Genomic DNA, 22,664 nt, shown 5'->3' with positions numbered 1-22,664 from the left:
CCTAATCATTCGTTCTCCTGTGCTTTACAAAATAGAAAGCCAGGTTGCCGGCAATCACAACATGGTTGAGAATATTAGGAATTAATCCGTAGTACTTGGTGAAAATATCAAAACGTTCTTTCAGGCTTTCCCGGTGTTTCTTCTTGCTCATGCCACCCACTAAATATTTAGCAACGTAGCGGTGAACGTTAACAATATTAGAAGATTTTTTAGCGGCTTTAATAATCCAGTCGATATCAGAACTGTATTTATATTTTAGGTTGTAAGGCTCAACAATACTTCGTTTAATGTAAATGGCCTGGTGACTGATATTCATACCATATTGAAAGCTTTTCCAATTGAAAACTTCCGGAGCTTCATGACGCCTGCGGCCTAAACTTTCCCAGTTGTCGTTATACATTTCTGTTTCACCATAGTAAATATCTGCACCCGCAGCCGATTCAAAAACATCTTCTACAGTTTGTTCATCATAAAGTTCATCGCCAGAATTCATAAACAAAACATAATCGCCTGTTGCTAATGCCAGGCCCTTATTCATGGCATCATAAATGCCCTTGTCCCGCGCGGAAACAATTTTTGAAATCTGGTGCTGATAGCGTTGTACAATTTCCAGTGTGCCATCAGTAGATTTACCATCAATTACAATATATTCGATGTTTTTATGGGTTTGATTTAAAACAGAATTGATTGTTCGTTCAATATCCCGAACGTTATTATACACAATGGTAATGATGGTTAATTTAGGCATACTAATCCATTAGTTTTTTTAAGGTTTCTACATCAGGTAAAACACCTTTGTATGCGGCTGGCAAAACGGTGCTTGTTTTGTAGGTTGAAACACCCATTGCCTTGTTAAAATCTCTGAAAGAAAATTCTACTACTTTGTTTTTCTTTTCCTTGCAAAGAATGATCCCAATTGAAGGCTGTTCATGGGGTTGTTTAACGTACTCATCCAGAGCTGATAAATAAAAGTTCATTTTACCCATATATTCAGGCTTAAATTTACCGGTTTTTAATTCGAAAACAACGAGACATTGTAAACGGCGATTAAAAAATAAGAGGTCTAAAAAGTACTCTTCATCTTCAACAATTAAGCGATATTGATTTCCAATAAAAGCAAAATCTGATCCTAAAGACATTAAGAATTTTTTGATATTTTGAACGATTTCGCTCTCTAATACGCTTTCGTCTTTTTCATCATTATCTTCAATATTAATGAAATCCAGTAAATACTCATCCTTAAATGATTGTAATGCTTTTTGTCTTATTTCGTCGTTTGTTATCGTTTTTGAAAAGTTATTTGGCAAACTGCCTGTTTTTTGAAAAGTCTGGTTGTTAAGGTGGTTCTTTAATGTACTTAAACTCCAAAATTCTGATGCTGTTTTCTGGATGTAAAATATTCTTTCTTCTAATGATTTTGTACTTTGTAAAACCTCAATATGATGGGTGAAACTTACATTTAAAAAACTATTTTCTAATTTGGCCGTCACTGACGGTCTAAATGTAATCTCTTGTAAATCAATTACTTCTAATTTGGCCGTCACTAACGGACTAATTAGGAACTGATCTTCCCACGACTCAAAAAACAGCCTCATGCGTTTCATGTTTGTAGCTGAAAACCCTCTTAACCCCGGGAGCTCAAGCTGCAAATCGAATGAAAGATTTTCGATAACTTTTGCTCCCCATTTCTCTTCCTCAATTTTACGTGAAATGAATTTTCCAACGGCGAAGTAAAGCGTTAAAAGTTCTTTATTAACCAATGCGGCAGCTCGGTAGCGACTTTGAAGAATCGCCGATTTCAAAGCTTTTATATTGTCCAGATGGTTATTAGATAGTTCCATAGCTTATGATTACTTTGGCTGTAAATCAATTAATGTTTCGTATAAATGAATGTGCTCTGCCGCAATCACCTCTTCCGAAAAATGAGTTAAAATACTTAACCGTGCTGCTTTTTGGAGTTCTTCTTTATTCGGGCGATGATACAACCATTCAATGCCGTTGGCCAAATCTTCTGCATTTTCATAGGCCGCCAGGTAACCGTTTTGCATGTGCTTTACCATATCCGGGATTCCACCGGTTGTAAAAGCGATTACCGGTGTGGCACAGGCCAAACTTTCCATTACCGTATTGGGTAAATTATCTTCTAATGATGGGGTGATGAAAGCATCAGCGGCAGAATAACATTTCGCTAAATGTTCATCATTACTAATGGTGCCTAAAAAGGTGGTTTTAAAAGGAAATTCTGGCATTTCTGCATTATCCTTGTTGCCAAATATAACCAGTTCTATGTTTTCTTTTTTAATTCCGGAGCGGCGGGATAAAATTTCTAAAGCTTCAATTAAATAAGGCGTGCCCTTGTGTTTATCATTTTTAGATGGCATGAAACCGCTCATCAATACAAATTTTTCCGGATCGATTTTTAGAATCTTCTTTGCTTCTGATTTAACATAAGGTTTAAATATTTTTGTTTCGATCGTATTGGGAATCACCGATGCTTTTCTGGTGCCGAGTAAACTGCTAAACTTCACCGATTTGGCCATCCAGTTACTCGGGGCTATAATATGAAAGTTAAGCTTAGTATAGGCCTTTTGTTTACGCAACCAGGTTTTATGAGAAAAATCATCATTATTGCTAATTTTTAATATCGGGCAGTTACCGCATTGCTGATGGAAGTTTTCACATCCGTAACGAACATGACATCCTCCGGTAAAGGCATTGCTATCATGAAAGGTCCAAACGATGGGTTTTTCCAATTCATCCAGCTCTGCTAAAAATTTAGGAGTTAAAAAACCATGGTTAATCCAGTGTAAATGTATAATATCTGCGTTTTTAACTGCCGGATGATTTTTGATCGAGCGGCCAAACCACTGCAAGCTAAAGGGTGTTTTTACTGATTTGCTTAACCATTTTGCATAATATCTTTCTGATAAAATATTATAAACTGCTTTTGCTTTTTGAATAGGGGATTTTGAGAAAGTATCTATTTTTGGATTTTGCCCAAATTTATAATATACTAAAACCTTTGAGTCAATCCCATTTGCCGTTAAGGCATCGCTTAAGCGTAAACAGGCTCTTCCTGCTCCGCCATTCCCATCGTAGGTATTTAGGTGTATTACTTTCAAATCAATCAAAAATACATTTTATTGTTTACGAATATTAAATCTGTTGTGTAATTTCACCCTTATATTTTTACTGCCATTTAATTGCAGGATGAAGCTTTTGACAATCGAAATAATCATTTAAAATTTTAATCAGTTCTAGTTGCGCTTTCTAAAACCAACAAATAAAAACCATGATTAAAAACTTATTGAAATTACTCGCAGCAATCTCTTTTTTGTTGCCTAGGCAATCATTTGCGCAAAACCAAACTTACTTTGCTTCTTACCCTGCTTTAACGCCCGATGCGCAAACAATAGTATTTAGTTATGATGGTGATATCTGGAAAGTTCCGGTAAAGGGCGGTGTAGCAGCCCGGATTACAGGAATGCAGGGAGAAGAAATTAACCCGAAAATTTCGCCAGATGGCAAATGGTTAGCTTTTTCGTCTAATCAGTTTGGGAATAATGATGTTTACGTAATGCCATTGGCCGGTGGAGACATAAAGCAATTAACCTTTAATGATGCTGCTGATGAGGTAGATAACTGGAGTTGGGATTCAAAAACAATATATTTTACCTCTGGAAGATATAATTCTTTTTCAAGTTATCAGGTAAGTGTTACGGGTGGTACCCCAACACGCTTATTTAATAACTACTTTAATACCACCCATCATATCGCCGAATCGCCAGATGGTGCTTTATATTTTAATGATACCTGGGAAAGTTATCGCTTTCCAAACAGAAAGCATTACAAAGGTGCCTATAACCCTGATATTCAATCTTACAACCCAAAAACGAAAGCTTACAAACGTTATACCGACTATATCGGGAAAGATTTCTGGACCACCATCGATCAGAAAGGAAATGTATTTTTCGTATCGGATGAAGGCAATGAGGAATACAATTTATACACCTTTATTAATGAAAAGAAAACAGGCCTTACTCAGTTTGATACTTCTATTAAGCGGCCATTTGTATCAGCCAATGGAACTACGGTAGTTTTTGAGAAAGATTACCAGTTATATACCTATGATGTGGCTTCGAAAAAAACTGAAAAAGTAGCCATCAGCACATCAAGAAATCAGGTGCTGAGCAAAGAACAGGAGTATGATGTTAAGGGAAATATTTCTGCATTTGATGCCTCAACAGATGGGAGAAAGATTGCTTTTGTATCCAGAGGCGAGGTTTTTGTAAGTGATGCTGATGGGAAATTTATCCGCAAAATAACCAATAGTGGAGAACGGGCAATGGAGTGTAAATGGCTTGCTGATAATAAAACGATTTTATTCAGTCAAACCGCAAACGGTTATCAAAACTGGTTTACGATTACCGGAGATGGCAAAGGAATAGTTAAACAGCTTACAAAAGATAAGGCAAACAATCGGGATATTGCTTTGAATAAGGCGAAAACGCTGGCAGTTTACTTAAGTGGCCGAAATGAGCTGAAGATTTTAGATTTGAAATCTTTTGAAAGCAAAACACTGGTAACAGATGAGTTTTGGGCTATACAAAATTCTTCTCCCAGTTTTTCACCAAATGATGAATATGTACTGTTTACCGTCTATAAAAACTTTGAGCAGGATCTTGTAGTTCATAATATTAAAGGAAATAAAACCATTAACCTAACCAATACTGGTGTTAGCGAAACCAATCCTACCTGGTCTCCGGATGGGAAATATATTTTCTTCACCAGTGCCCGAACTCAGCCATCCTATCCTGTAGGAGCGGCAAATGCACACCTTTATCGCATGGCCCTGAATAATTACGATGAGCCATTCCGTTCTGATAAATTTGATGATCTGTTTAAAGAAACGAAACCATCAGAAGTTAAACCAGAAGTTGTTAACGATAAAGCTAAAAAGGCTAAAGCAGATACTTCCAGGAAGCTGGCAGCTAAGCCAACGCCTAAACCAGCAAGCGTAATTACCATTAATACACAAAATATTTTAGATAGAATTGAACTGGTTGGGCCAAATTTCGGTGGTCAGTTTGGCGTTGATGTTTTTGCAAAAGGAGATAAAACCTATATCTTTTTCGCTTCGAACCATGAAGGTGGTGCACCAGGGCTTTACCGGACAACCATTGAACCATTTGAGGCAAAAAAAACAGAGAAAGTTGCCGATGGCGGCGATTATTCTATTGTTCAGGCTGGCGATAAATTCTTTGTGCTATCGCGCGGGGTGATTAATAAATACAGTCTGGAATCTAATAAGCTTGATAAAATTGATCAGGGATATAAATTCACCAGGAATTTAAATGCAGAGTTTAACCAAATGTTTTATGAAACCTGGGTAGGCTTAGATGAAAATTTTTATGATGAGAAATTTCATGGGGTAGATTGGGGTAAAATGAGAACCCGTTATGCTGCATACTTGCCTTATGTAAACAACCGAAGCGATTTACGGATTTTACTTAATGATATGCTGGGAGAGCTAAATTCATCGCATATGGGCTTTAATAGTGCTGGTGCAGAAGAACGTAAAAACCTAAATTATACCACGAATGAAACAGGCATTATTTTCGACAAGGAAAACCCGTTAAAAGTAGAACGGATTGCTGCCAAAAGTAATGCAGCACATGCCGGCACGAATATTTTGCCTGGCGATATTTTAACAGAAGTAAATGGTGTAAAAGTAGAGGAGAAGATCGACCGCGATTACTATTTCAGCAAACCCTCATTAGACCAGGAAATGACCTTAACTTTTGACAGAAAAGGCAAGCAGGTTTTCGTAAACCTACATCCAGAGGGTGCTGGTACTTTGAGGGGGAACCTATACGATGAGTGGATTAGCAATAACAGGAAAAATGTTGATAAATGGGGAAACAATAGGATTGCCTATTCGTACATGAAAAATATGACAGGTGGTGAACTGGAAACTTTCTTGCTCGATATGGTTGAACAGGAGGAAAATAAAGAAGCTATTATTTTAGATCTTCGGTACAATACCGGTGGAAATGTACATGATGAGGTGTTAAAGTTCTTATCCCAACGCCCCTATTTACAGTGGAAATACCGTGGCGGAAAGCTAGCTCCTCAAAGTAATTTCGGTCCGGCAGTAAAACCGATTGTGCTTTTAGTGAATGAGCAATCTTTAAGCGATGCTGAGATGACGGCAGCTGGCTTTAAGCAATTAAAGCTTGGGAAAATCATTGGAACGGAAACTTACCGCTGGATTATTTTTACCTCTGCAAAAGGTTTGGTTGATGGTTCCTCGTACCGTTTACCATCTTGGGGTTGCTATACAATGGACGGTAAGAACCTGGAAAGCGAAGGCGTTAAGCCTGATATTTTTGTAAAAAATACCTTTGAAGATCGGCTGGCTGATCAAGATCCACAGCTGGAAAGAGCAGTCGCCGAAATTTTAAAGGATTTGAAATAAGCGGGATATTAGTCAGCACTTGTCAAGCAGTTTTCTGGTGTTTCGACAAGCGCAACGTGACAAATTTTATAATTATCTCTCGAATTTCCGTTTCTTTGGAGTTGGAATTATTTAAAACATGGCAAATTTATTAACCGACAGGGCTTTTTGGGTAAATTATTGGGAACGTAAAAAAGGGCTCGCGGTTCAACTTCCGGAGAATTATTTATTTCATCATCAACTGGCTGAAATTGTTGAGCAGGGCAAGGTTAAAACAGCCATAGAATTAGGGGGGTTTCCCGGATACTATGCCGTGTTTTTAAAGAAATTTCTAAACCTGGAAGTGACTTTGCTTGATTACTTCGTACACCCCCCTGTAGTGAATGAGCTGCTGAAAAAAAATGGATTAAACGAGCAAGACATTCACATCATTGAAACAGATTTGTTTAGCTATCAGCCAGAAAAACAGTATGATTTAGTGCTTAGCTGCGGCTTAATTGAGCATTTTAACGATACGGCTGATATTATTAACCGTCACATTTCCTTTGTAAAACCTGGTGGTACTTTATTTATTACGCTGCCAAATTTTAAAGCGGTTAATGGTTGGTTTCAGAAAAACTTCGATAAGGAAAACTATGATAAACACAATATTAATAGTATGGATCCTGCATTGCTAAAATCAATTTGCGAAAAAGCGGGATTAAAAAATGTTGAGTCTGGTTACTTCGGGCGTTTTAGTGTTTGGCTGGAAGATGAAAGCAAGAAACCAGTAGCCGTTCGGTTATTCAAAAAAGCAGTTTGGTTAACCGGTAAAATATTTACCAAGATTATTCCTTTCGAGAGCAAAAATCTATCCCCATATATTATCTTAGTAGCGAAAAAATAATTTCGCTCTATTTATGTCAATTAGTTGGGGTTACTCACCAAAAGTTGAAAAGTTTATTCCGCTGGCAGACTTTCCTGCAGATAAATACTTAATCATTGCACAGCAAGCGATTGAAAACCTCGGCTGGAAGCTTAGCCATCTTTCCGAAAGCGGATTAATAGCCTATACTCCAATTTCCTTTCAATCTTACAGTGAAGAAATTTCAATAAGAATTCATGGGAAATTCGCTGTTGTTAAAAGTGAATGTGTTGGCATTCAAATGTTATTTAATGATTATGGAAAAAATGAGTTGAACTTTGATAAGTTTTTTCATGAGTTTGAATATGTAGAGTTTCACCTGAAAGGTGTTTGGGAAGATAGGCTAACAAAATTTCACGCTATCTTAGCAGAACAAGATGATTCTTATTTCGACAAAGCGCCTTTAGCCACTAAAAACAAGATCAAAAATGTGCTGTATCTGTTTTTACCGCAAAAGGGTTACACCGTTACACCAGTTCTGGTGATTGTAAATATTCTTTATTTTATTGCCATACTCTTAATTTCAGTTGTTTATTTCAGGTATCTACTCATTACTCAACATGGCAATTTAGACAGCGCTGCTTTGGCAGATCGCGCAAAAAATTTCACCTTAAACCTCGGAGTTAATCATAGAAACACTGTTTTGAACGGCCAATACTGGCGATTAATCACTTACCAGTTTATACATGGTTCTGTATCGCATATCTTGTTCAATATGTATGCCTTCATCTATTTGGGCCTGATGATCGAAAATAAACTCGGCTGGAAAAAATTCCTTTTTATTTATTTACTAAGCGGAATTTGCGGAGGTTTAGTGAGTTTAACTTTTCATCAAGAAGCAGTAATGATGGGCGCATCGGGTGCAATTATGGGCTTGTATGGCGCTTTCATCGCCTTGCTAATCAATAAAACATTCGAACGCAAAGCTACGCAGGCGCTCCTCATTAGTACGTTAATTGTTTCTGCTTTAGTACTAATAAACGGTTCTTTTGGAAAACGGGTAGATAATGCTGCACACATTGGCGGCTTTATTTCGGGATTTCTGATCACTTACCTGCTTACCTTTAAATTAAACGCGGCGTCTTTCTTTAATAGCCGGGTACGATACGGGGCAGCATCGCTATTGGTATTGCTATTCTCTGCGGGAATCATTTTTTTTAGTCCGAAATACCAAACTGAAGAGTTTAAAAAGTTATGCTTAAAGTTTAACAGTAACCTGGGATATTTAAATGCAATTACCACTTTAAAAATTGACTTACCAAAAGATGCTAAGCTAAAATCTATTCAGGAAGATGGGATTACGCCTATGAAAAATAACTTAGAAATCATTAAGGAAATGAACACCTTAGTGCTTAAAAAGGAAGATGTTAAAGAACGTGCTAGAAAACAAAAGCTCAGCCAAGTTTCTTTACGTGCTGTAATGCTGATGTACAGAGATATAAAAGGCGATAGTACTTATAAATACAGTAAACAAACTTCCAATGCATTAGGAGAAATGTTTACCATTCTCTACGAATAATCTATTCTACTTTTTTATATAGCCCAATTTCGCTTAGTGTAATACAAACCGGCGACTTTGTAATGTTGATTCTAACTTTTTTTGTGGTTACTGGTTCATCAAGTTTGATTAATCGCTTTGCGCCAATGCTGGTTCCATCAAAGATTTTCTTCCATTGATTATTCTTAAGAACTTCTATGGTGTAAGCTTCTATTCTTTGGCCCAACGGGATAAATTCCTGAAGACTAATGATGTCGAATGTTTGGACTGCTTTCAAATCCAGTTCCAGGCTGGCCTGATGCACATTATCGCTTGTTGCCCAATAACTTTGTTTATTTCCATCTAAAAGGAAAGCGGTATTAAACTTTTGTCCGCGTACATTGCTTGCTTTGACCAAGGCGTTTTTCGCCAGGTTTTTCGCAAAAGTATTTCGTACCATATCACCAAAACCTTTCAAAGCCGCCACATCATCAGCATGTAACTGGCCTCTGGTATCGGGTGCTAAACCCAAATCCAATCCTGCGCCACGGCCAACGCTTTTTAGGTATAAATCAAATAACTGCTCTGGTGTTTTTGGCTTTTCTGAAGGGTGATAAAACCAGCCTTTTCTTAGAGGCACATCGCATTCGGCAGGCATCCAGAACTTGCCATCTCTTATCCCGCCAGGGCTTTGTGGATAATTTGCCTGTCCGGGAACAGCCTCATTTTTTCCATCGGGAGCCATTGGAGTAAAAGTTGCCCAACTGGTTTCAGCGGCATGGCCATCTTCATTTCCAACCCAACGAATATCTAAGCCAATATCGCTAAAAATGTTTGCCATAGGCTGCATTTTACGGGTGATTGCCCAGGTATTTTTCCAATCATAATAGGTGGTATTATCGATTGATCTTTTCTCTCTTGCTCCGCCATAATAACCATCGCCGCCATTTGCACCGTCATGCCAGCTCATAAAAAGCGAACCATAGTTGCTGTATAATTCCTTAAGTTGGGCCTGGTAAATGGCTAAATATTTATCGGTTCCATAAAGCGAATTGTTTCTGTCCCATGGGGAACAATAAACGCCAAATTTTAATCCGTTTTTACGAACAGCCTGTTCTACCTCCCGTACTAAATCTGCCTTCCCATTCTTGTAAGGGCTCTTTGTGATGTTATATTCAGTCGTCTTCGCAGGCCAAAGCGCAAAACCATCATGGTGTTTTGCTACCAGGATAATTCCTTTTAAACCTCCGGCTTTTGCTGCTGCTATGATTTGTCCGGCATTAAAGTCGCTCGGATTAAACGTTTTCGGATCAGCATCGCCGAAGCCCCATTCTTTATTTTCAAAGGTGGTGGGTGTAAAATGAATCAATCCATAAACTTCAATGTCGTGCCAGGCCAATTGTCTTTCAGACGGTAGGGCTCCGTAAGGTTTTGGCGGATGCTGGGCATAAACAGTTGCAGAAATAAGGGCTAGAAACAGGAATACAGACTTCATCATCAGACTAAAATACGAATAATAACTATTTGTGATTACTTTGAAAAATATTGATTGAGTTTTTCATTAATAAATCGCTTAATTCTTTTTGCGATACTACCTTTTCTGTTTGCCAGGAAAGCTTTTATAACTTCGTAAGCGGTTTTATCTTCTTCAATTACATCTGGAAATTGCGTAATTGGCTTTGGGTTAATGGCTACATTGTAGATGTCGTTTATGCCTGAATGTACCCCTGTGCCATCATGGCCAATGTTGTTGACCAATGATTGCGAAGGATTGAGCGTTAACCCGCCTTTTAAAAAAATTGATGCATACCACCTAATGGCCCAGCTGTTGTTTTTGCCTTTTTTAAACTCTTGCATTTGCTTCCAAAAGTTCATTGTCTTATCAATGGAGAAAGCCATCTTTTTCTTGTGATCAAATTGGCTGATCAAGGTGTCTATATCGGGTTCAAAGTAATCCCAGGCACGTTCCCATGTTGCCCATCCCCAACTGGTTGCTGCCCTGAAAAAAAATGATTGAGGAAGGTTTTTTGTTTTTAAAGGATACATGTAGGCGCCAATGTGCATTACTTTTTCTTCATTGCGGTATCGTTTTAAAGCCTCGTTGAAATAAGTAAGGGTATGCGGAGAACTGACTAAATCATCTTCGAAAACAATGACTTGCCCGTATTCTTTAATTAGTTTGGTTACGCCAGCAATCACAGCATTGGCTAAGCCCGAATTTTCTTTTTTTTCAAAAATTTTAACAGACTTAAAACCATCAATTTTTTTAATAATTGATCTTACCTCGGCTACTTTTTCCTCATCGTGAGAACTTTTCGCACCATCAGAAAAAATGAATAATCTGCTTTCTTCAGCAAGTTCATTCTGTTGCAAAAACTTCAATGTTCGTTCGGTATGCTGCGGACGGTTATAAACAAAAAGGGCGATTGGGGCAAGATTTTGCATGCTTCGATTTTCTACCTATCACTTTTAATGTAAATAATCAGATTGATTTCTGAGTTGTATAGGCTGAATACAAAAATATATTAATAAATTGATTCATATGTTTCGTTTACATATGTTTTTTGTCCTTCGGTGAAGATATGTGTACAATTGAAATTTATCATCAATCCTAACGGCGAAGATAATAACTTCATATAGGTTAATAATTGAGCTACGTGAATTGGAGCAATATGATCTACGGACTTTAATTCAACGACTAAACAATCTTCAATCAATAAATCGCATCTGAGTGCCGCATCAATTTCCAGTCCTTTATAGTTAACTGGAATGACTAATTCTGATTTGAAATTTATTTTTCTGGTATTCAATTCATGAACCATGCATTGGTGATAGGTGCATTCAAGAAGTCCGGAGCCTAATGTTTTATGTACTTCAATCGCAGCTCCGTTTACTTGGTAGACTAAATTTTTTAAGTAGTTTCTGGTTAATAACATGCCTTTTTATTTATTTAAGGGATGTAGTTTACATAGAGACAATTGATTTGAATACAATGTAACAATTATTGGTTAAGATTATAATAGGTATAATATTTTTATTTAGCTTATCTATTATTTACCATATAAGGCATGTAAGATTATTGAAGCTCAATAACAACTAACGTTTTTATACGCCTGCGGCTTGTATTTTCTTTTTATGTCTCTTAGATGGTAGAAAAAAATCACTCTGATTTATGCATTAAATAAGCCTGTCAGTTTTGAGAACTAATTTTCTACAGTTTAATTATTAGAAAACTAAAATATTTGCAGGTTCTGATCTGATTTTTTGGTTAACACCGTGTAAGCGTTAGCAAATTGTTCTTTTTTCTTCAAACCAAGGAAATTTCCCATGGTTTTCTTAAGGTGATATTCGAGTTCAATCTTGAGGTTTTTAACAATGCTTTTAGGCATTTTCCTGTTTATAAACTCATTAAATTTAACTGTTTCAGGAGCGGTCATAGAAACTTTATCTTCTAAAATTTCCAATCCCTCGCTCTGGAGTAAAAAACGTAGCGATGTAGGCGTATACATATTAATGTGACCGTAATCTAAAAAGTGTTTTACTCTTTTATCTACTCCAAAGCGATAATCTTTGGGCACCTCAACCACAATATATTTCGCTACGCGTTTCAATTCCCTAATCAGGATTCGCTCATGCTCTACATGTTCCAGCACATGTGCAAGAATTATCAAATCAAAAGAATCATCCGCATATGGAATTTTATAGCCATCAAAAGTTCTGGCATCTTTAAGTTTCGATAGGTTTCTTTGTTTAATGCGATCAACGCCACTTTGCGCAATTTCTAACGCATAAAGTTCGGGCGAAAAGTTCCATTCATCTAAAAAATGAAGAATACTGCCATCGCCGGCACCAACTTCCAGCACTTTTTCTGGCTTGATGTTTTTACAAACATCTACAATATTTTTTGCTTTATATTTTGCACCTAACATTCGCCAGGCCATATCATTGTTGTTGTAAAAATTATCGTAAGCTGCTTTTAAATTTTCATCAATCATAATGTTGTGCCGGGTGTGGTTTTTAAGGTTGGATATGAGTTTAAACGTTCATTACAAACGTTTAATTGTGGATTGAGGAAAAGCAGGGTTTTCTAAATATTCAGGCAATTGTTTTCTTTGTAAAACACAGATGTAGCTTTTTCATAGAATAACCCCGGAGAAATACCACTAAAACTGATTTCTTTGAAACCATTTTCTTTCAGTAAAATTCTTGCTGGCTCATAAACTTCGCGCTCACTGTCATCCAAAACAATTACACCATTAGCAGACAAAGCAGCTAAACTATACTTACAGCAATTTACACGATCACGCCCATCAACAATGATAATGTCAAATTTATGGCCCAATAGCGTTGCTTTTCTGGCATATTCACCATCGCGATGTAACTCACAAAAAATCATTTCGGCATTTGCCAGGCTGGTACCTTTAACCTTATCAAACCAACCTTTATCGTGTTCTACGGAAGTAACTCTTCCGGCCCTTTCAGCATAGAAAATGGTCGAACTACCAGAGCCGTACTCAAAGATGTGTTGTGTTTTATTTATCCTGTTTCTAATGAAATCGATAAAGGAATACGTAACCCAGGGTAATGCTTTACCCTCGCCATCAACGGCCTGTTTCTGGTCAAAAGCGGTAAACCAGCCAATGCTGTTTAAATAACCTTTATGTCCGTATGATAATAATGCTTTCAGCCGGTTAGGCTTTGCAATTAGTGCTGCTAGTGCTTTTAAAGTGCTCAACGTTTAAGTATTTTTTGAAATGCGGTGATCAAAAATAACGATTTTAACATCATTATCCCCTGATGCCTCGTTTTTGGAATTAATAAAACATAAAAAGTAGAAATAAAACAGGCAATTAATGTTGCTATTGACGCACCAACACCTGCGTATTTTGGAATAAGCCAGAAGTTTAGCAAGATATTTGCCATCGCGCCGGCAGCAGTGCGGTAAAATGAAATTTTTGTATAACCTTCTGCAATTAAATACTGAGAGCTGGCCATCCCTAAGAAAACAAAAATACCCGACCAGATATGGATCGAAAGCATTGGTCCGGCACCATCATATTTTCCGCTATAGGCAATGTGAATAATATCTGCACCGAAAAAGCTAATAAATATGGCAATGGGAATATTAATGTAAACCAGCAAATCATATAAGTTTCCAAGGCGTTTTTCATACCTGCTTAAGTCTGTTTTTCGAGCATTTAATAACGCAGGGAAAACGGAAGTTACGATAGCGCTCGGAATAAAATACCAGGCTTCGCTCAAATTCTGTGCGCTGCTGTAGATTCCGACGGCCTTACTACCAACACTTTTTAACATTACTACATCTATTTTCATATAGATGGTAACCATTACAGCAGAAAGAATTAAGGGTGAAGATTTTATCAGTAAGAACTTTGCCCGTTCTTTGTTAAAACGCCAGTTTAATATCTTTAAACCTCGGTTTTGGTAAGCAACTATTAAGCCGGTAGCCAGAATTACTGCATCTAATATGTAGGCAAAAACGATATAGATTAACGGTAGGCTAAAGGTAATGATCAGAACTTTAAATATTGATGTAATAATAAGACTCAAATTTTGTATCTGTACAACATACTTAGATTGTACCTGTGATTGAAAAAAAGAATCAATTACGTTAAATGATTTAAAAAATGATGCAAATGCTAGTAACGCGATCAACAAGGTAAGTGAATAGCCAGGGTTTGAAGATAAACTATGACTCATGAGATAAATTCCGATTGCAATTGGAATCAGTAAACCATTTGCAACCATTCTAAGAACTATAGACGTGCCTAAAATTTCGTCTCTTTTGGAGGGTTCCTGAATAACTTCACGGATGATAAAGGTATCAAGGCCTAAACCCCCAATTGCAGCCAGAATAGCTACCAGGGATAATCCAAAACTCAGATCTCCGAATAAAATTGGCCCCAGATATCGTGTGATGGCTAGATTTACAATAAGACTAATTATCTTACCAAACATCAACCAGCCTGTATTTTTTAAATACTTGTTAAACGCTTCTTCATCAAAACCTTTTATGCCTGGTAATTTCATTAGCGCAAAGATGTAAAAAAAATGCGTTAACTAGGTGAGCGGTGCACCAACTGCAATATCACACCTGCGGTTCGGCCGGCCATGTGCCGGATTCATTCCTTTAGCAACTTTTGCTGGTGCCTGTTGAGTAATTTTAGGCTGGCTACTGGTGGTTGTGGCAGGTGCTACTGGTTTAGCATTTAATGGAGCACCAATTGCAAATGTCCTATGGTTTGAAACTCTTTTCTATTCTTTCCAATTGCTTTAAATGATGTTTGAGGTGTATTTCTATAAACCTTAACCATTGATTAGCATTTAGATAGCCTAAACGTGGGTGTTTCGTTTTCAATTGCAGGTCTGCGGTTGGGATTGTTTGATAAGAACTTTCAAGCGCAGTTTCAAATTCGATGATAAAATCTAAAGCTTCCGTTTTACTGATTTTTTTAACGCGGTCTGCCATCCTCCTGGGCACCTTGTACTTTTTTGCAGGAGGTAGCGCACCCAGTAGTAAAATCAGCCTGACTATAAAGTGAGTCGGTTTTTTTTCCCCCTTTTCGGTTGTGCTATTATTTAAGGCAATTAAAGAGAGCAGGCTGGCATCAAAAATATGAGAATAAACCTCGCTATAGCTCCAGCCACCTATTGGCGGTGTGCATTGGAAATCATGATCAGCGTAGGCAGATAATTTTGATTTATAGGAAGCTATGATTTGCTGTATAGAAACCCTGACCTTTGCTGTATTCATTTTTAAATATAAGCATCTCCGCTTAGAATAAATGCAATAGATCTTTAAGGTGTGTAATTTGGTTAGTCACGTCGGCAGGTTTCTCTTTTTTCAGCGGGTTGAAAAAGATAGCTTCCAATCCAAAGTTCAATGCTCCATAAATATCAGCCTCTAAACTATCACCTATCATAATACTTTCCTCTTTTCTTGCCTTTGCTCTTTCTAAAGCATATTCAAAAATCAATGGATTTGGTTTGTTTACACCCGCATCTTCTGAAATAATTACATTTTTAAAATAGGGATTCAGGTTCGAAAGCTTCATTTTAGTCAACGTAGTTTCTTTGAAGCCATTCGAAATAATATGGAGGGTATATCTTTCTTGCAGATAAGCCAAAACATGTTCTGCGTCTTCAAACAAATTGGTTTTGGTTGGTGAGATTGATACATAATCATCTTCGAACTGATGTGGAACCACATCAGGGCTAATGCCCAATTGGATAAATGTTTTGCTAAATCGTTCAGCCCGGAGGAAATCTTTTGTAATTTTTCCCAGGTGGTAATCGGCCCAAAGCTGATGGTTATTCTCGGTATAAGCAATGATAAAATCAGAACAGGAATGAAGACCTAAACCTTTCAGGTTGTAAGTCTCGTATAACTCATTCAGCGTTTCTTCTGCATTGCGATCAAAATCCCAAATGGTATGATCCAGATCAAAGAAGATGTGTTTTTTATGTTGATGCATGTTTGCTGGCAAAGGTAGGGGTTATCGGTTGCTTTACAGAAAATCTGAAACTTTTGTGGTTAGTTCTTCAATTAACGCTTCATCCATATACTGATATTCATCAGGAATGTTAAGCACAATTATTTCTGCGTGATTATTTTCATGACTAAACTTTTCTATAATTCTTTGCTTATGTTTCTTCTCCATCACGAAAATTAATCAGCCCAGGTAAGGTGTTTTGCAGAAAGTTTTATTCTTGCTGAGGGTTCGGTTCCTGCAGATCGAACCTGATGGATGGGATGATTTTTAAAAATGCTCTCGGCAGTAGCACTTCGCCATTTGTTCCGGCTACAAACAAAAAGAATATTCATTTACGGGTTAAACTTTTTCACCGTAAGCCAAATCACCGGCATCGCCGAGCCCGGGAACGATATAAGATTTGCTGGTCATTTCTTCATCTATTGCGCCAAGCCATAATTTTGCTTTTGGCAAATTGGCACGCACATGTGCTACGCCCTCTGCACTGGCAATGGCAGCTACAATATGTAATTCGGAAATGTTGTAGCGATTTATCAGTTCCTTACAACACATTACCATACTTTGCCCGGTGGCTAACATCGGGTCGGCCATAATTAAAATTCGTCCGTCAAGGTCTGGCGTTGATATATAATCCATTTGGATAATAAAGTCTCCACCTTTTTCCAGTTTCCTGAAAGCAGAAATAAAACAACACGTTGCCTGATCAAAAATATTGAGCAAACCTTGCTGCAACGGTAAACCAGCCCTTAAAATAGTGGCCAATACCGGCTGTTGTGCCAATACCTCGCAGTTAGATACCCCTAATGGTGTAGTTACTTCCTTGCTTACATAAGCGAGAGATTTACTAATTTCGTAAGCGAAAAATTCTCCAACACGCTCCAGGTTTTTTCGAAAACGCATCGAATCTTTCTGGGTATTTTCATCCCGAAGTTCGGCTATGAAGGTATTGGCTATTGATTTGGTTTTACTTAGATCAAAAATCATGATGTTATTTATCTGTTTAAGGCTAATTAACTGATGGTAAATCTACCAATTTCCTATAAAAGGTTAATTGGAAATTTGGCTTCCCCCGTATTCCAGCATTTGTTTAAAAGCGGTATTTAACTTTTTATACTTCAAATGTGTAGATAGGGTTCTCAATTTCCAGCTACTTACAAGCGTACCTTTTACCACTTTTACCGAATCTATAAAATGTGCTATTAATTCATTAATATCTTGAATATTTAACGGTTCGAGTGCAGAATCGGTGAAGCAGTATGACTTTACACTTAAAGGAGTTACCTTTTCCAGTTGCAGGTCGTACCAGCTAAATGCTGTGCAGGTACCTGCTCTAAAACCCGGCGTTTCAGCATAACCCATAGAATAATCTGAAGTTATGGCACTGTTGAGCAGGTTAAGGTAACAAAGTGGAAACTTCAGTACTTCAAGTTGCTGGCTGTTTAGATTAACCTGTTCGGGAAGTATTTTTTTGAGCTTTGAAAGTCCTGCCTTAACATGACTGATTTTCTGTTTGTCGCTGGCACAAGGTCTTAATAAGCCAACTGGTGCTGCTGTCAGGATTTTAGAGATGCCCGTAATGCCAATATAATCATCGGGTATTTCCGGAAAACCAACAAAGTAAACCGGGCTAATTTTCTTAAGGTTAAAATAGGTAGCAACGCCTTGTAATACCTGCTCAATGTTAATGTCAAGGCCGGTAAGGCGATCAAAACCAGCACTTATAAAATTATTCTCCTTGCTTACAATCGTATTAAAAAAGAACTTGGCTTTATTGGTAAAACCAGTTGGGATTTGCGCAGGAACATCAAAATTAACTGTAGGCTGTTGCGCGAAATTTTTCTCATAAAACTTAAATTGCGGATATTTAGTAAGGATAATATTTCTTAAAATAAGTGCCCATTCATCTATAATAGGGCGATCAAGAATTTTCCATTTATACTGATAACTTTTACTTGCTTTAAAATCTTCCTGCGTTTTCTGTTGATGAAGATACTCTTCGTACCTGCTTACTATAAAAAAAGAAGCGGCAAAAACATCGAAAGGGAGCAGGGAATTTTGAACGGGAAAAGGCACCTGATATTCTCCAAAGGAAGTTATTTTAATTTTTGTTTCTTCGAGCTTATTTGAAAAGAGCAATGCTGAACTTTTAAAAAAGAGTTCATTCCCGAGTGGAACATCACCATAGCTTATTTTAGCCTGCTTACTTTCCAAAAAAAACTGACTATTTCCAGTAAATTCAACCTCAGCCTTGAGGATATCCCTAAATATAAAATTGAAAATATATTTTATCCTGGGGGTTAAAATTGCAGAGAAAACGATTAAATGCATACTTATTTAAACAATTTGGCAATGTATAACTAAGATTATTAATAGTATTCTCACTGGGATGAACATCAGGTTAGCGAGATATTATATGTTAACGGTATTTAACACCAATTTAATATTAATACAATGTACCTTTTTAAAAGTTTGTTGTGAACGTCTTATCAGGAAAAAGAATCTTGGTACTATTGCGTTTTTTCCCATTCGTTACGTGGATGATGCTCATTTGATCATCAAACAGATCATATAAAATGGTGTTCGTAACTTCAGCAGTTTTCATTGTACTAACCTGATCCACTTCCAAATAGATATTGGTGGCTTCATGATCAATTTCAAAACCCACATACTGCAAAGTAACAGCCTTGCCATTCACTTTAACCTGAAGGTGGCTGGTAAGGTATTTCTTTACAATTTCATCCATTTCGGGTTTCATAGATGGCTTGGAAAGATCTGTTTTTCGTTTGTATAGCTTAGCCAGAATGGATTCAAAATCATCAGTGAAAATCCTGCAGCTTACTTCAACTGATTTTTCTTTCGCATTGAAACTCAGTTCTGCTGTACTTACGTGCAGCGGATGCCGAACTGTAGCCGGGAGACTTAAGTAAACCAGGCATAGTACCGGAAGAAGAAACTTTAGTTTATGCATATGTTAATTTAATCTTTATAAATAATTGAAATCAAAGCTACGATATTAATGCCTTTTTTTAATTGTAGAAGCGTAGAAGTAGTCGGTTGGAATGATTTTTACCCTTAATTAGTAACAAGTTTGGTATTTAGGCAGGTGTTTTTAATATAATGTTACATTTCTACACTAAAAAAATTAATTTTATGCCGTTAAAACATAAAGCTTCTATAGATAACCTACTTATCCATGCCTTTACAAGATTTTGTCTTTTATTTTAAGTTAGGTTGGGAACACATTATAAGTCTTGATGCTTTAGATCACCAGCTTTTTATCTTAGCACTGATTGCAATTTATAGTTATACCAATATCAAACAGGTTTTAATCCTCGTTACCGCTTTCACCATTGGCCATTCTGCCACTTTATTGCTTAGTGTTTTAGATGTTATCAGATTTGATAGTGACTGGGTAGAGTTTTTAATTCCTTGTACCATTGTGATTACTGCGGTGAGTAACCTGTTCAGGACGGATTTTGACATGAAATCGGTAAGGATAAATTATTTTCTTGCCCTGGGTTTTGGGTTGATTCATGGAATGGGCTTCGCCAATTCTATTAGAATGATGTTGGCTAAGGATCAAAATATGGGCTGGGGTTTATTTGGTTTCAATGTAGGTTTAGAAGCCGGACAGATTTTTATGGTGTTAATCGTTTTGATCATTACTTTTCTTACTTTTAACTACACAAACATAAAACGAATTAGCTGGGTTCTATTTATATCAGCAGCCGTATTTAGCCTGGCTTTAAAAATGGCTTTAGAGCGAATTCCCTTCAATTAAAAAGCATGATTAATAAACTATTTACATTATCTGGCCTGCTGCTGTTTTCCGGTAGTTTGGCTATGGCTCAAAACACTCAGAATAACCCGGGTAGCAACCACGGGAATAAGTTTGAGCAATTGGGAACTATTTTGCCAACCCCAAATGAGCAACGTACGGCAAGTGGCGCACCGGGGGTGAAATACTGGCAGCAGCGTGCTGATTATAACATTAAGTGTGAACTGGATGAGAAAAACCTGCTTTTAAAAAGAGCCGAAACCATCACTTATACCAACAACTCCCCGGATCCGTTAACTTATATCTGGTTACAGCTTGATGAAAATGAGCACAGCACAAGTAAAAGTGCCAATTATCAGGATGCGACCAAAATGGCAGCCGTTGGAACTACGCAAAGCCTGGATCAACTAAGTGCAAAAGAAGATAACGGGAATGGGATCAATATCTCCAAACTTACCGATGCGCTTGGAAAAAACTTAAAGTATACAGTAAATAAAACCATGATGCGGGTAGATTTACCAGTGGCTTTAAAAACTGGTCAGAAGTTTATCTTCAATATCGACTGGACCTACAAAATTACAGATAGAATGAGTGTTGGCGGTCGTGGAGGATATGAATTCTTCCCGGCTGATGGAAACTATTTATTTACGATGACCCAGTGGTATCCGCGTCTCTGTGTTTATAGCGATTTTCAGGGTTGGCAGAATCATCAGTTTACAGGCAGGGGAGAATTTGCCTTAACTTTTGGCGATTTCAAAGTACAAATGACGGTTCCTGCAGATCACTTAGTGGGTTCAACAGGCGAGTGTATAAATTATAGTGCCGTGTTAACGCCTGCACAACTTAGCAGATACAATTCTGCTAAAACAGCCACTGCCCCTGTAGAAATTCAAACTTTGGCAGAAGCTAAAATTGCAGAAACAAAAAAATCAACAGCTAAAAAAACATGGGTATTCAATGCCAATAATGTGCGTGATTTCGCCTGGACTTCCTCACGGAAGTTTATCTGGGATGCCATGCCACAAAAAATTCAGGCCAATAACAATACCGTAATGTGTATGAGTTTTTATGGCAAAGAAGCTTATAATTTGTATAGTAAATTCTCTACAAGGGCTGTTGCACATACAATAAAAACATATTCTGATTTTACCATCCCTTATCCATATCCTGTGGCGCAAAGCATTGAAGCTGCAAACGGAATGGAATATCCGATGATCTGTTTTAACTACGGCCGTACTGATGCAGATGGAACGTATAGCGAAAGCACAAAAAACGGAATGTTGGGTGTAATAATCCATGAGGTTGGACACAACTTCTTCCCAATGATTGTAAACAGTGACGAACGCCAGTGGACCTGGATGGATGAAGGCTTAAATTCTTTTGTTGAATATTTAACCGAAGAACTTTGGGACAACAAATTTCCTAGTAAAAAAGGCCCTGCCTATACTATTGTTGATTACATGAAATTACCGAAAGATGAATTGGAACCTATTATGACCAATTCTGAAAATATTGCCCGTTTCGGTCCAAATGCTTACTCTAAACCTGCAACTGGTTTGAATATCCTTCGCGAAACCATTATGGGACGAGAATTATTTGATTATGCCTTTAAAGAATATTCAAGAAGATGGGCATTTAAACATCCGGAGCCTGCAGATTTATTCCGCACAATGGAAGATGCCAGTGGCGAAGATTTAGATTGGTTTTGGAGAGGCTGGTTTTATGGAACAGACCCTTGCGATATCTCTTTGGATAGTGTGAAATTTGCAAAAGCAGATTTTCCCAAAGAAGTTCCGGCAGCAAGATCGAGAATGCTTAAAATTGATAAGCCTGCTGTAAATGCCTTTGAAGATATTTCGAAAATTAGAAATAAAGAAGAAAAGAAAGGTAACTTCTATGTGGATAAAAATGCAGCAGCGCAAGATTTTTATTATAAGTATGACAGAGGTTTGGTAAACGTTGATACTACGCTTACCAGTAAAGTAGAAACAGCATTGCCTTTCGAACCCGTGCAAGAAGCGGAACAGGATAAGTATAAAGACAAATTTTTATATGAATTGAGTTTTAGTAACAAAGGTGGTTTGGTGATGCCGATTATTGTGGAGTTTACTTATAAAGATGGAACAAAGGAGATTGACCGTATTCCGGCTCAGATTTGGAGACATAATGAGTTGAAAACAGCCAAATTCTATGTAAAAGATAAAGAAGTAGAATCAATTCTGGTAGATCCGCTTCGTGAAACCGCTGATATCGACACGGCAAATAATAGCTGGGGTGGAAAGGTAAAAGAAAGTAAATTCAGAACTTTCAAAGCAAAAACCGGAGGTGCGGTTCGTGGCCAGTCGGTTGGCTCAAACCCAATGAAGGTTGCTGCGGGCAAGTAATAATTTATAGATCTAATTTTTTGTTAAATCCTCATTGAGTAAATCAATGAGGATTTTTGTTATAAAATTTTTGGTAAGATTACAGAGAGAAAATGCTTAATATTAGTTACTATTATTCCATTTGTTGTTTTGTAGGTTTCACTTTTAGGC

21 protein-coding genes are annotated in these 22,664 nt (G+C 37.3%); 5 read left to right on the top strand and 16 right to left on the bottom strand.

All coding sequences use genetic code 11. The annotated features are described in order from the left end of the window. Window position 1: 1 nt before the first annotated feature. The 3 genes from GJU39_RS11675 to GJU39_RS11665 are packed head-to-tail and all read right to left on the bottom strand — an operon-like array spanning window position 2 to window position 3,122. Window positions 2-748 carry a glycosyltransferase family 2 protein gene (locus GJU39_RS11675; protein ID WP_154280978.1) on the bottom strand — a complete coding sequence of 249 codons (747 nt, stop codon included), beginning with the start codon at window positions 746-748 and terminating at the stop codon, window positions 2-4. A gap of 1 nt (window position 749) precedes the next feature. Beyond that, on the bottom strand, window positions 750-1,841 hold the full coding sequence (locus GJU39_RS11670) for a PDDEXK nuclease domain-containing protein (RefSeq protein WP_154280977.1): 1,092 nt from the start codon (window positions 1,839-1,841) through the stop codon (window positions 750-752). Window positions 1,842-1,850: 9 nt separating this feature from the next. Continuing rightward, the gene (locus GJU39_RS11665) at window positions 1,851-3,122 is read right to left on the bottom strand and encodes a glycosyltransferase family 4 protein (RefSeq protein ID WP_245227825.1); all 1,272 of its coding nucleotides are present in this window, start codon (window positions 3,120-3,122) and stop codon (window positions 1,851-1,853) included. A 170-nt stretch (window positions 3,123-3,292) separates the two neighbouring features. On the opposite strand from GJU39_RS11665, the gene GJU39_RS11660 reads away from it, so the two are divergent. From GJU39_RS11660 to GJU39_RS11650, 3 genes are all read left to right on the top strand, one after another. Continuing rightward, on the top strand, window positions 3,293-6,478 hold the full coding sequence (locus GJU39_RS11660; protein ID WP_154280975.1) for a S41 family peptidase: 3,186 nt from the start codon (window positions 3,293-3,295) through the stop codon (window positions 6,476-6,478). A 118-nt stretch (window positions 6,479-6,596) separates the two neighbouring features. After that, the gene (locus GJU39_RS11655) at window positions 6,597-7,343 is read left to right on the top strand and encodes a class I SAM-dependent methyltransferase (RefSeq protein WP_154280974.1); all 747 of its coding nucleotides are present in this window, start codon (window positions 6,597-6,599) and stop codon (window positions 7,341-7,343) included. Window positions 7,344-7,356: 13 nt separating this feature from the next. Beyond that, window positions 7,357-8,880, top strand: a complete 1,524-nt coding sequence (locus GJU39_RS11650) for a rhomboid family intramembrane serine protease (protein WP_154280973.1) — start codon at window positions 7,357-7,359, stop codon at window positions 8,878-8,880. 1 nt (window position 8,881) lies between these two features. On the opposite strand, the gene GJU39_RS11645 is transcribed toward GJU39_RS11650, so the two are convergent. The 13 genes from GJU39_RS11645 to GJU39_RS11590 all read right to left on the bottom strand — a co-directional run bounded on the left by GJU39_RS11645 (window position 8,882) and on the right by GJU39_RS11590 (window position 19,320). Continuing rightward, window positions 8,882-10,336 carry an alpha-L-fucosidase gene (locus GJU39_RS11645; RefSeq protein WP_245227824.1) on the bottom strand — a complete coding sequence of 485 codons (1,455 nt, stop codon included), beginning with the start codon at window positions 10,334-10,336 and terminating at the stop codon, window positions 8,882-8,884. Between the two features lie 32 nt (window positions 10,337-10,368). Continuing rightward, window positions 10,369-11,283, bottom strand: coding sequence for a glycosyltransferase (locus GJU39_RS11640; protein WP_154280972.1), 915 nt, complete (start codon window positions 11,281-11,283; stop codon window positions 10,369-10,371). An 80-nt stretch (window positions 11,284-11,363) separates the two neighbouring features. Further along, window positions 11,364-11,774: a GxxExxY protein gene (locus GJU39_RS11635; RefSeq protein WP_154280971.1), complete on the bottom strand. Its 411-nt coding sequence runs from the start codon at window positions 11,772-11,774 to the stop codon at window positions 11,364-11,366. Between the two features lie 297 nt (window positions 11,775-12,071). After that, window positions 12,072-12,833, bottom strand: a complete 762-nt coding sequence (locus GJU39_RS11630) for a class I SAM-dependent methyltransferase (RefSeq protein WP_154280970.1) — start codon at window positions 12,831-12,833, stop codon at window positions 12,072-12,074. A 92-nt stretch (window positions 12,834-12,925) separates the two neighbouring features. Then, the gene (locus GJU39_RS11625) at window positions 12,926-13,573 is read right to left on the bottom strand and encodes a class I SAM-dependent methyltransferase (RefSeq protein ID WP_154280969.1); all 648 of its coding nucleotides are present in this window, start codon (window positions 13,571-13,573) and stop codon (window positions 12,926-12,928) included. Beyond that, window positions 13,570-14,889, bottom strand: a complete 1,320-nt coding sequence (locus GJU39_RS11620; RefSeq protein WP_154280968.1) for a flippase — start codon at window positions 14,887-14,889, stop codon at window positions 13,570-13,572. The genes GJU39_RS11625 and GJU39_RS11620 overlap by 4 nt, the downstream gene beginning before the upstream one ends. Before the next feature lie 205 nt (window positions 14,890-15,094). Beyond that, window positions 15,095-15,613, bottom strand: coding sequence for a DinB family protein (locus GJU39_RS11615; RefSeq protein ID WP_154280967.1), 519 nt, complete (start codon window positions 15,611-15,613; stop codon window positions 15,095-15,097). Between the two features lie 22 nt (window positions 15,614-15,635). Beyond that, on the bottom strand, window positions 15,636-16,334 hold the full coding sequence (locus GJU39_RS11610) for a YjjG family noncanonical pyrimidine nucleotidase (protein WP_154280966.1): 699 nt from the start codon (window positions 16,332-16,334) through the stop codon (window positions 15,636-15,638). Between the two features lie 33 nt (window positions 16,335-16,367). Then, the gene (locus GJU39_RS23890) at window positions 16,368-16,520 is read right to left on the bottom strand and encodes a hypothetical protein (RefSeq protein ID WP_245227823.1); all 153 of its coding nucleotides are present in this window, start codon (window positions 16,518-16,520) and stop codon (window positions 16,368-16,370) included. 8 nt (window positions 16,521-16,528) lie between these two features. Beyond that, window positions 16,529-16,684, bottom strand: a complete 156-nt coding sequence (locus tag GJU39_RS23885; protein WP_245227822.1) for an arsenate reductase/protein-tyrosine-phosphatase family protein — start codon at window positions 16,682-16,684, stop codon at window positions 16,529-16,531. 7 nt (window positions 16,685-16,691) lie between these two features. After that, window positions 16,692-17,336 (bottom strand): uracil phosphoribosyltransferase, encoded by a 645-nt coding sequence (gene upp / locus GJU39_RS11600; protein WP_154280965.1) that lies wholly within the window; start codon window positions 17,334-17,336, stop codon window positions 16,692-16,694. Between the two features lie 63 nt (window positions 17,337-17,399). Beyond that, entirely contained in the window at window positions 17,400-18,680 is a 1,281-nt protein-coding gene (locus GJU39_RS11595; protein WP_154280964.1) for a DUF7033 domain-containing protein, read from the bottom strand. A gap of 133 nt (window positions 18,681-18,813) precedes the next feature. After that, entirely contained in the window at window positions 18,814-19,320 is a 507-nt protein-coding gene (locus GJU39_RS11590; protein ID WP_154280963.1) for a DUF6702 family protein, read from the bottom strand. A gap of 225 nt (window positions 19,321-19,545) precedes the next feature. Between GJU39_RS11590 and GJU39_RS11585 the strand changes: the two genes are divergently transcribed. Then, window positions 19,546-20,133, top strand: a complete 588-nt coding sequence (locus GJU39_RS11585) for a HupE/UreJ family protein (RefSeq protein ID WP_154280962.1) — start codon at window positions 19,546-19,548, stop codon at window positions 20,131-20,133. A 5-nt stretch (window positions 20,134-20,138) separates the two neighbouring features. Next, complete coding sequence (locus GJU39_RS11580; RefSeq protein WP_154280961.1) at window positions 20,139-22,514, top strand: M1 family metallopeptidase; 2,376 nt, start codon at window positions 20,139-20,141, stop codon at window positions 22,512-22,514. Window positions 22,515-22,664: the final 150 nt, after the last annotated feature.

Origin of the sequence: Pedobacter petrophilus, from assembly GCF_009674725.1 — a bacterium.
In the GTDB taxonomy this organism is placed as follows: domain Bacteria; phylum Bacteroidota; class Bacteroidia; order Sphingobacteriales; family Sphingobacteriaceae; genus Pedobacter; species Pedobacter petrophilus.
The sequence above is the reverse complement of the archived record's forward strand: the minus strand, read 5'-3'. Positions and strand labels throughout refer to the sequence as shown.

Coding starts and splice junctions, on each gene's coding strand:
- upp (WP_154280965.1), bottom strand. CDS start 17,336: ATGATTTTTGATCTAAGTAAAACCAAATCAATAGCCAATACCTTCATA.
- GJU39_RS11580 (WP_154280961.1), top strand. CDS start 20,139: ATGATTAATAAACTATTTACATTATCTGGCCTGCTGCTGTTTTCCGGT.
- GJU39_RS23890 (WP_245227823.1), bottom strand. CDS start 16,520: ATGGAGAAGAAACATAAGCAAAGAATTATAGAAAAGTTTAGTCATGAA.
- GJU39_RS11660 (WP_154280975.1), top strand. CDS start 3,293: ATGATTAAAAACTTATTGAAATTACTCGCAGCAATCTCTTTTTTGTTG.
- GJU39_RS11620 (WP_154280968.1), bottom strand. CDS start 14,889: ATGAAATTACCAGGCATAAAAGGTTTTGATGAAGAAGCGTTTAACAAG.
- GJU39_RS11615 (WP_154280967.1), bottom strand. CDS start 15,613: ATGAATACAGCAAAGGTCAGGGTTTCTATACAGCAAATCATAGCTTCC.
- GJU39_RS11670 (WP_154280977.1), bottom strand. CDS start 1,841: ATGGAACTATCTAATAACCATCTGGACAATATAAAAGCTTTGAAATCG.
- GJU39_RS11645 (WP_245227824.1), bottom strand. CDS start 10,336: ATGATGAAGTCTGTATTCCTGTTTCTAGCCCTTATTTCTGCAACTGTT.
- GJU39_RS11595 (WP_154280964.1), bottom strand. CDS start 18,680: ATGCATTTAATCGTTTTCTCTGCAATTTTAACCCCCAGGATAAAATAT.
- GJU39_RS11650 (WP_154280973.1), top strand. CDS start 7,357: ATGTCAATTAGTTGGGGTTACTCACCAAAAGTTGAAAAGTTTATTCCG.
- GJU39_RS11640 (WP_154280972.1), bottom strand. CDS start 11,283: ATGCAAAATCTTGCCCCAATCGCCCTTTTTGTTTATAACCGTCCGCAG.
- GJU39_RS11630 (WP_154280970.1), bottom strand. CDS start 12,833: ATGATTGATGAAAATTTAAAAGCAGCTTACGATAATTTTTACAACAAC.
- GJU39_RS11635 (WP_154280971.1), bottom strand. CDS start 11,774: ATGTTATTAACCAGAAACTACTTAAAAAATTTAGTCTACCAAGTAAAC.
- GJU39_RS11655 (WP_154280974.1), top strand. CDS start 6,597: ATGGCAAATTTATTAACCGACAGGGCTTTTTGGGTAAATTATTGGGAA.
- GJU39_RS11610 (WP_154280966.1), bottom strand. CDS start 16,334: ATGCATCAACATAAAAAACACATCTTCTTTGATCTGGATCATACCATT.
- GJU39_RS23885 (WP_245227822.1), bottom strand. CDS start 16,684: ATGAATATTCTTTTTGTTTGTAGCCGGAACAAATGGCGAAGTGCTACT.
- GJU39_RS11585 (WP_154280962.1), top strand. CDS start 19,546: ATGCCTTTACAAGATTTTGTCTTTTATTTTAAGTTAGGTTGGGAACAC.
- GJU39_RS11590 (WP_154280963.1), bottom strand. CDS start 19,320: ATGCATAAACTAAAGTTTCTTCTTCCGGTACTATGCCTGGTTTACTTA.
- GJU39_RS11675 (WP_154280978.1), bottom strand. CDS start 748: ATGCCTAAATTAACCATCATTACCATTGTGTATAATAACGTTCGGGAT.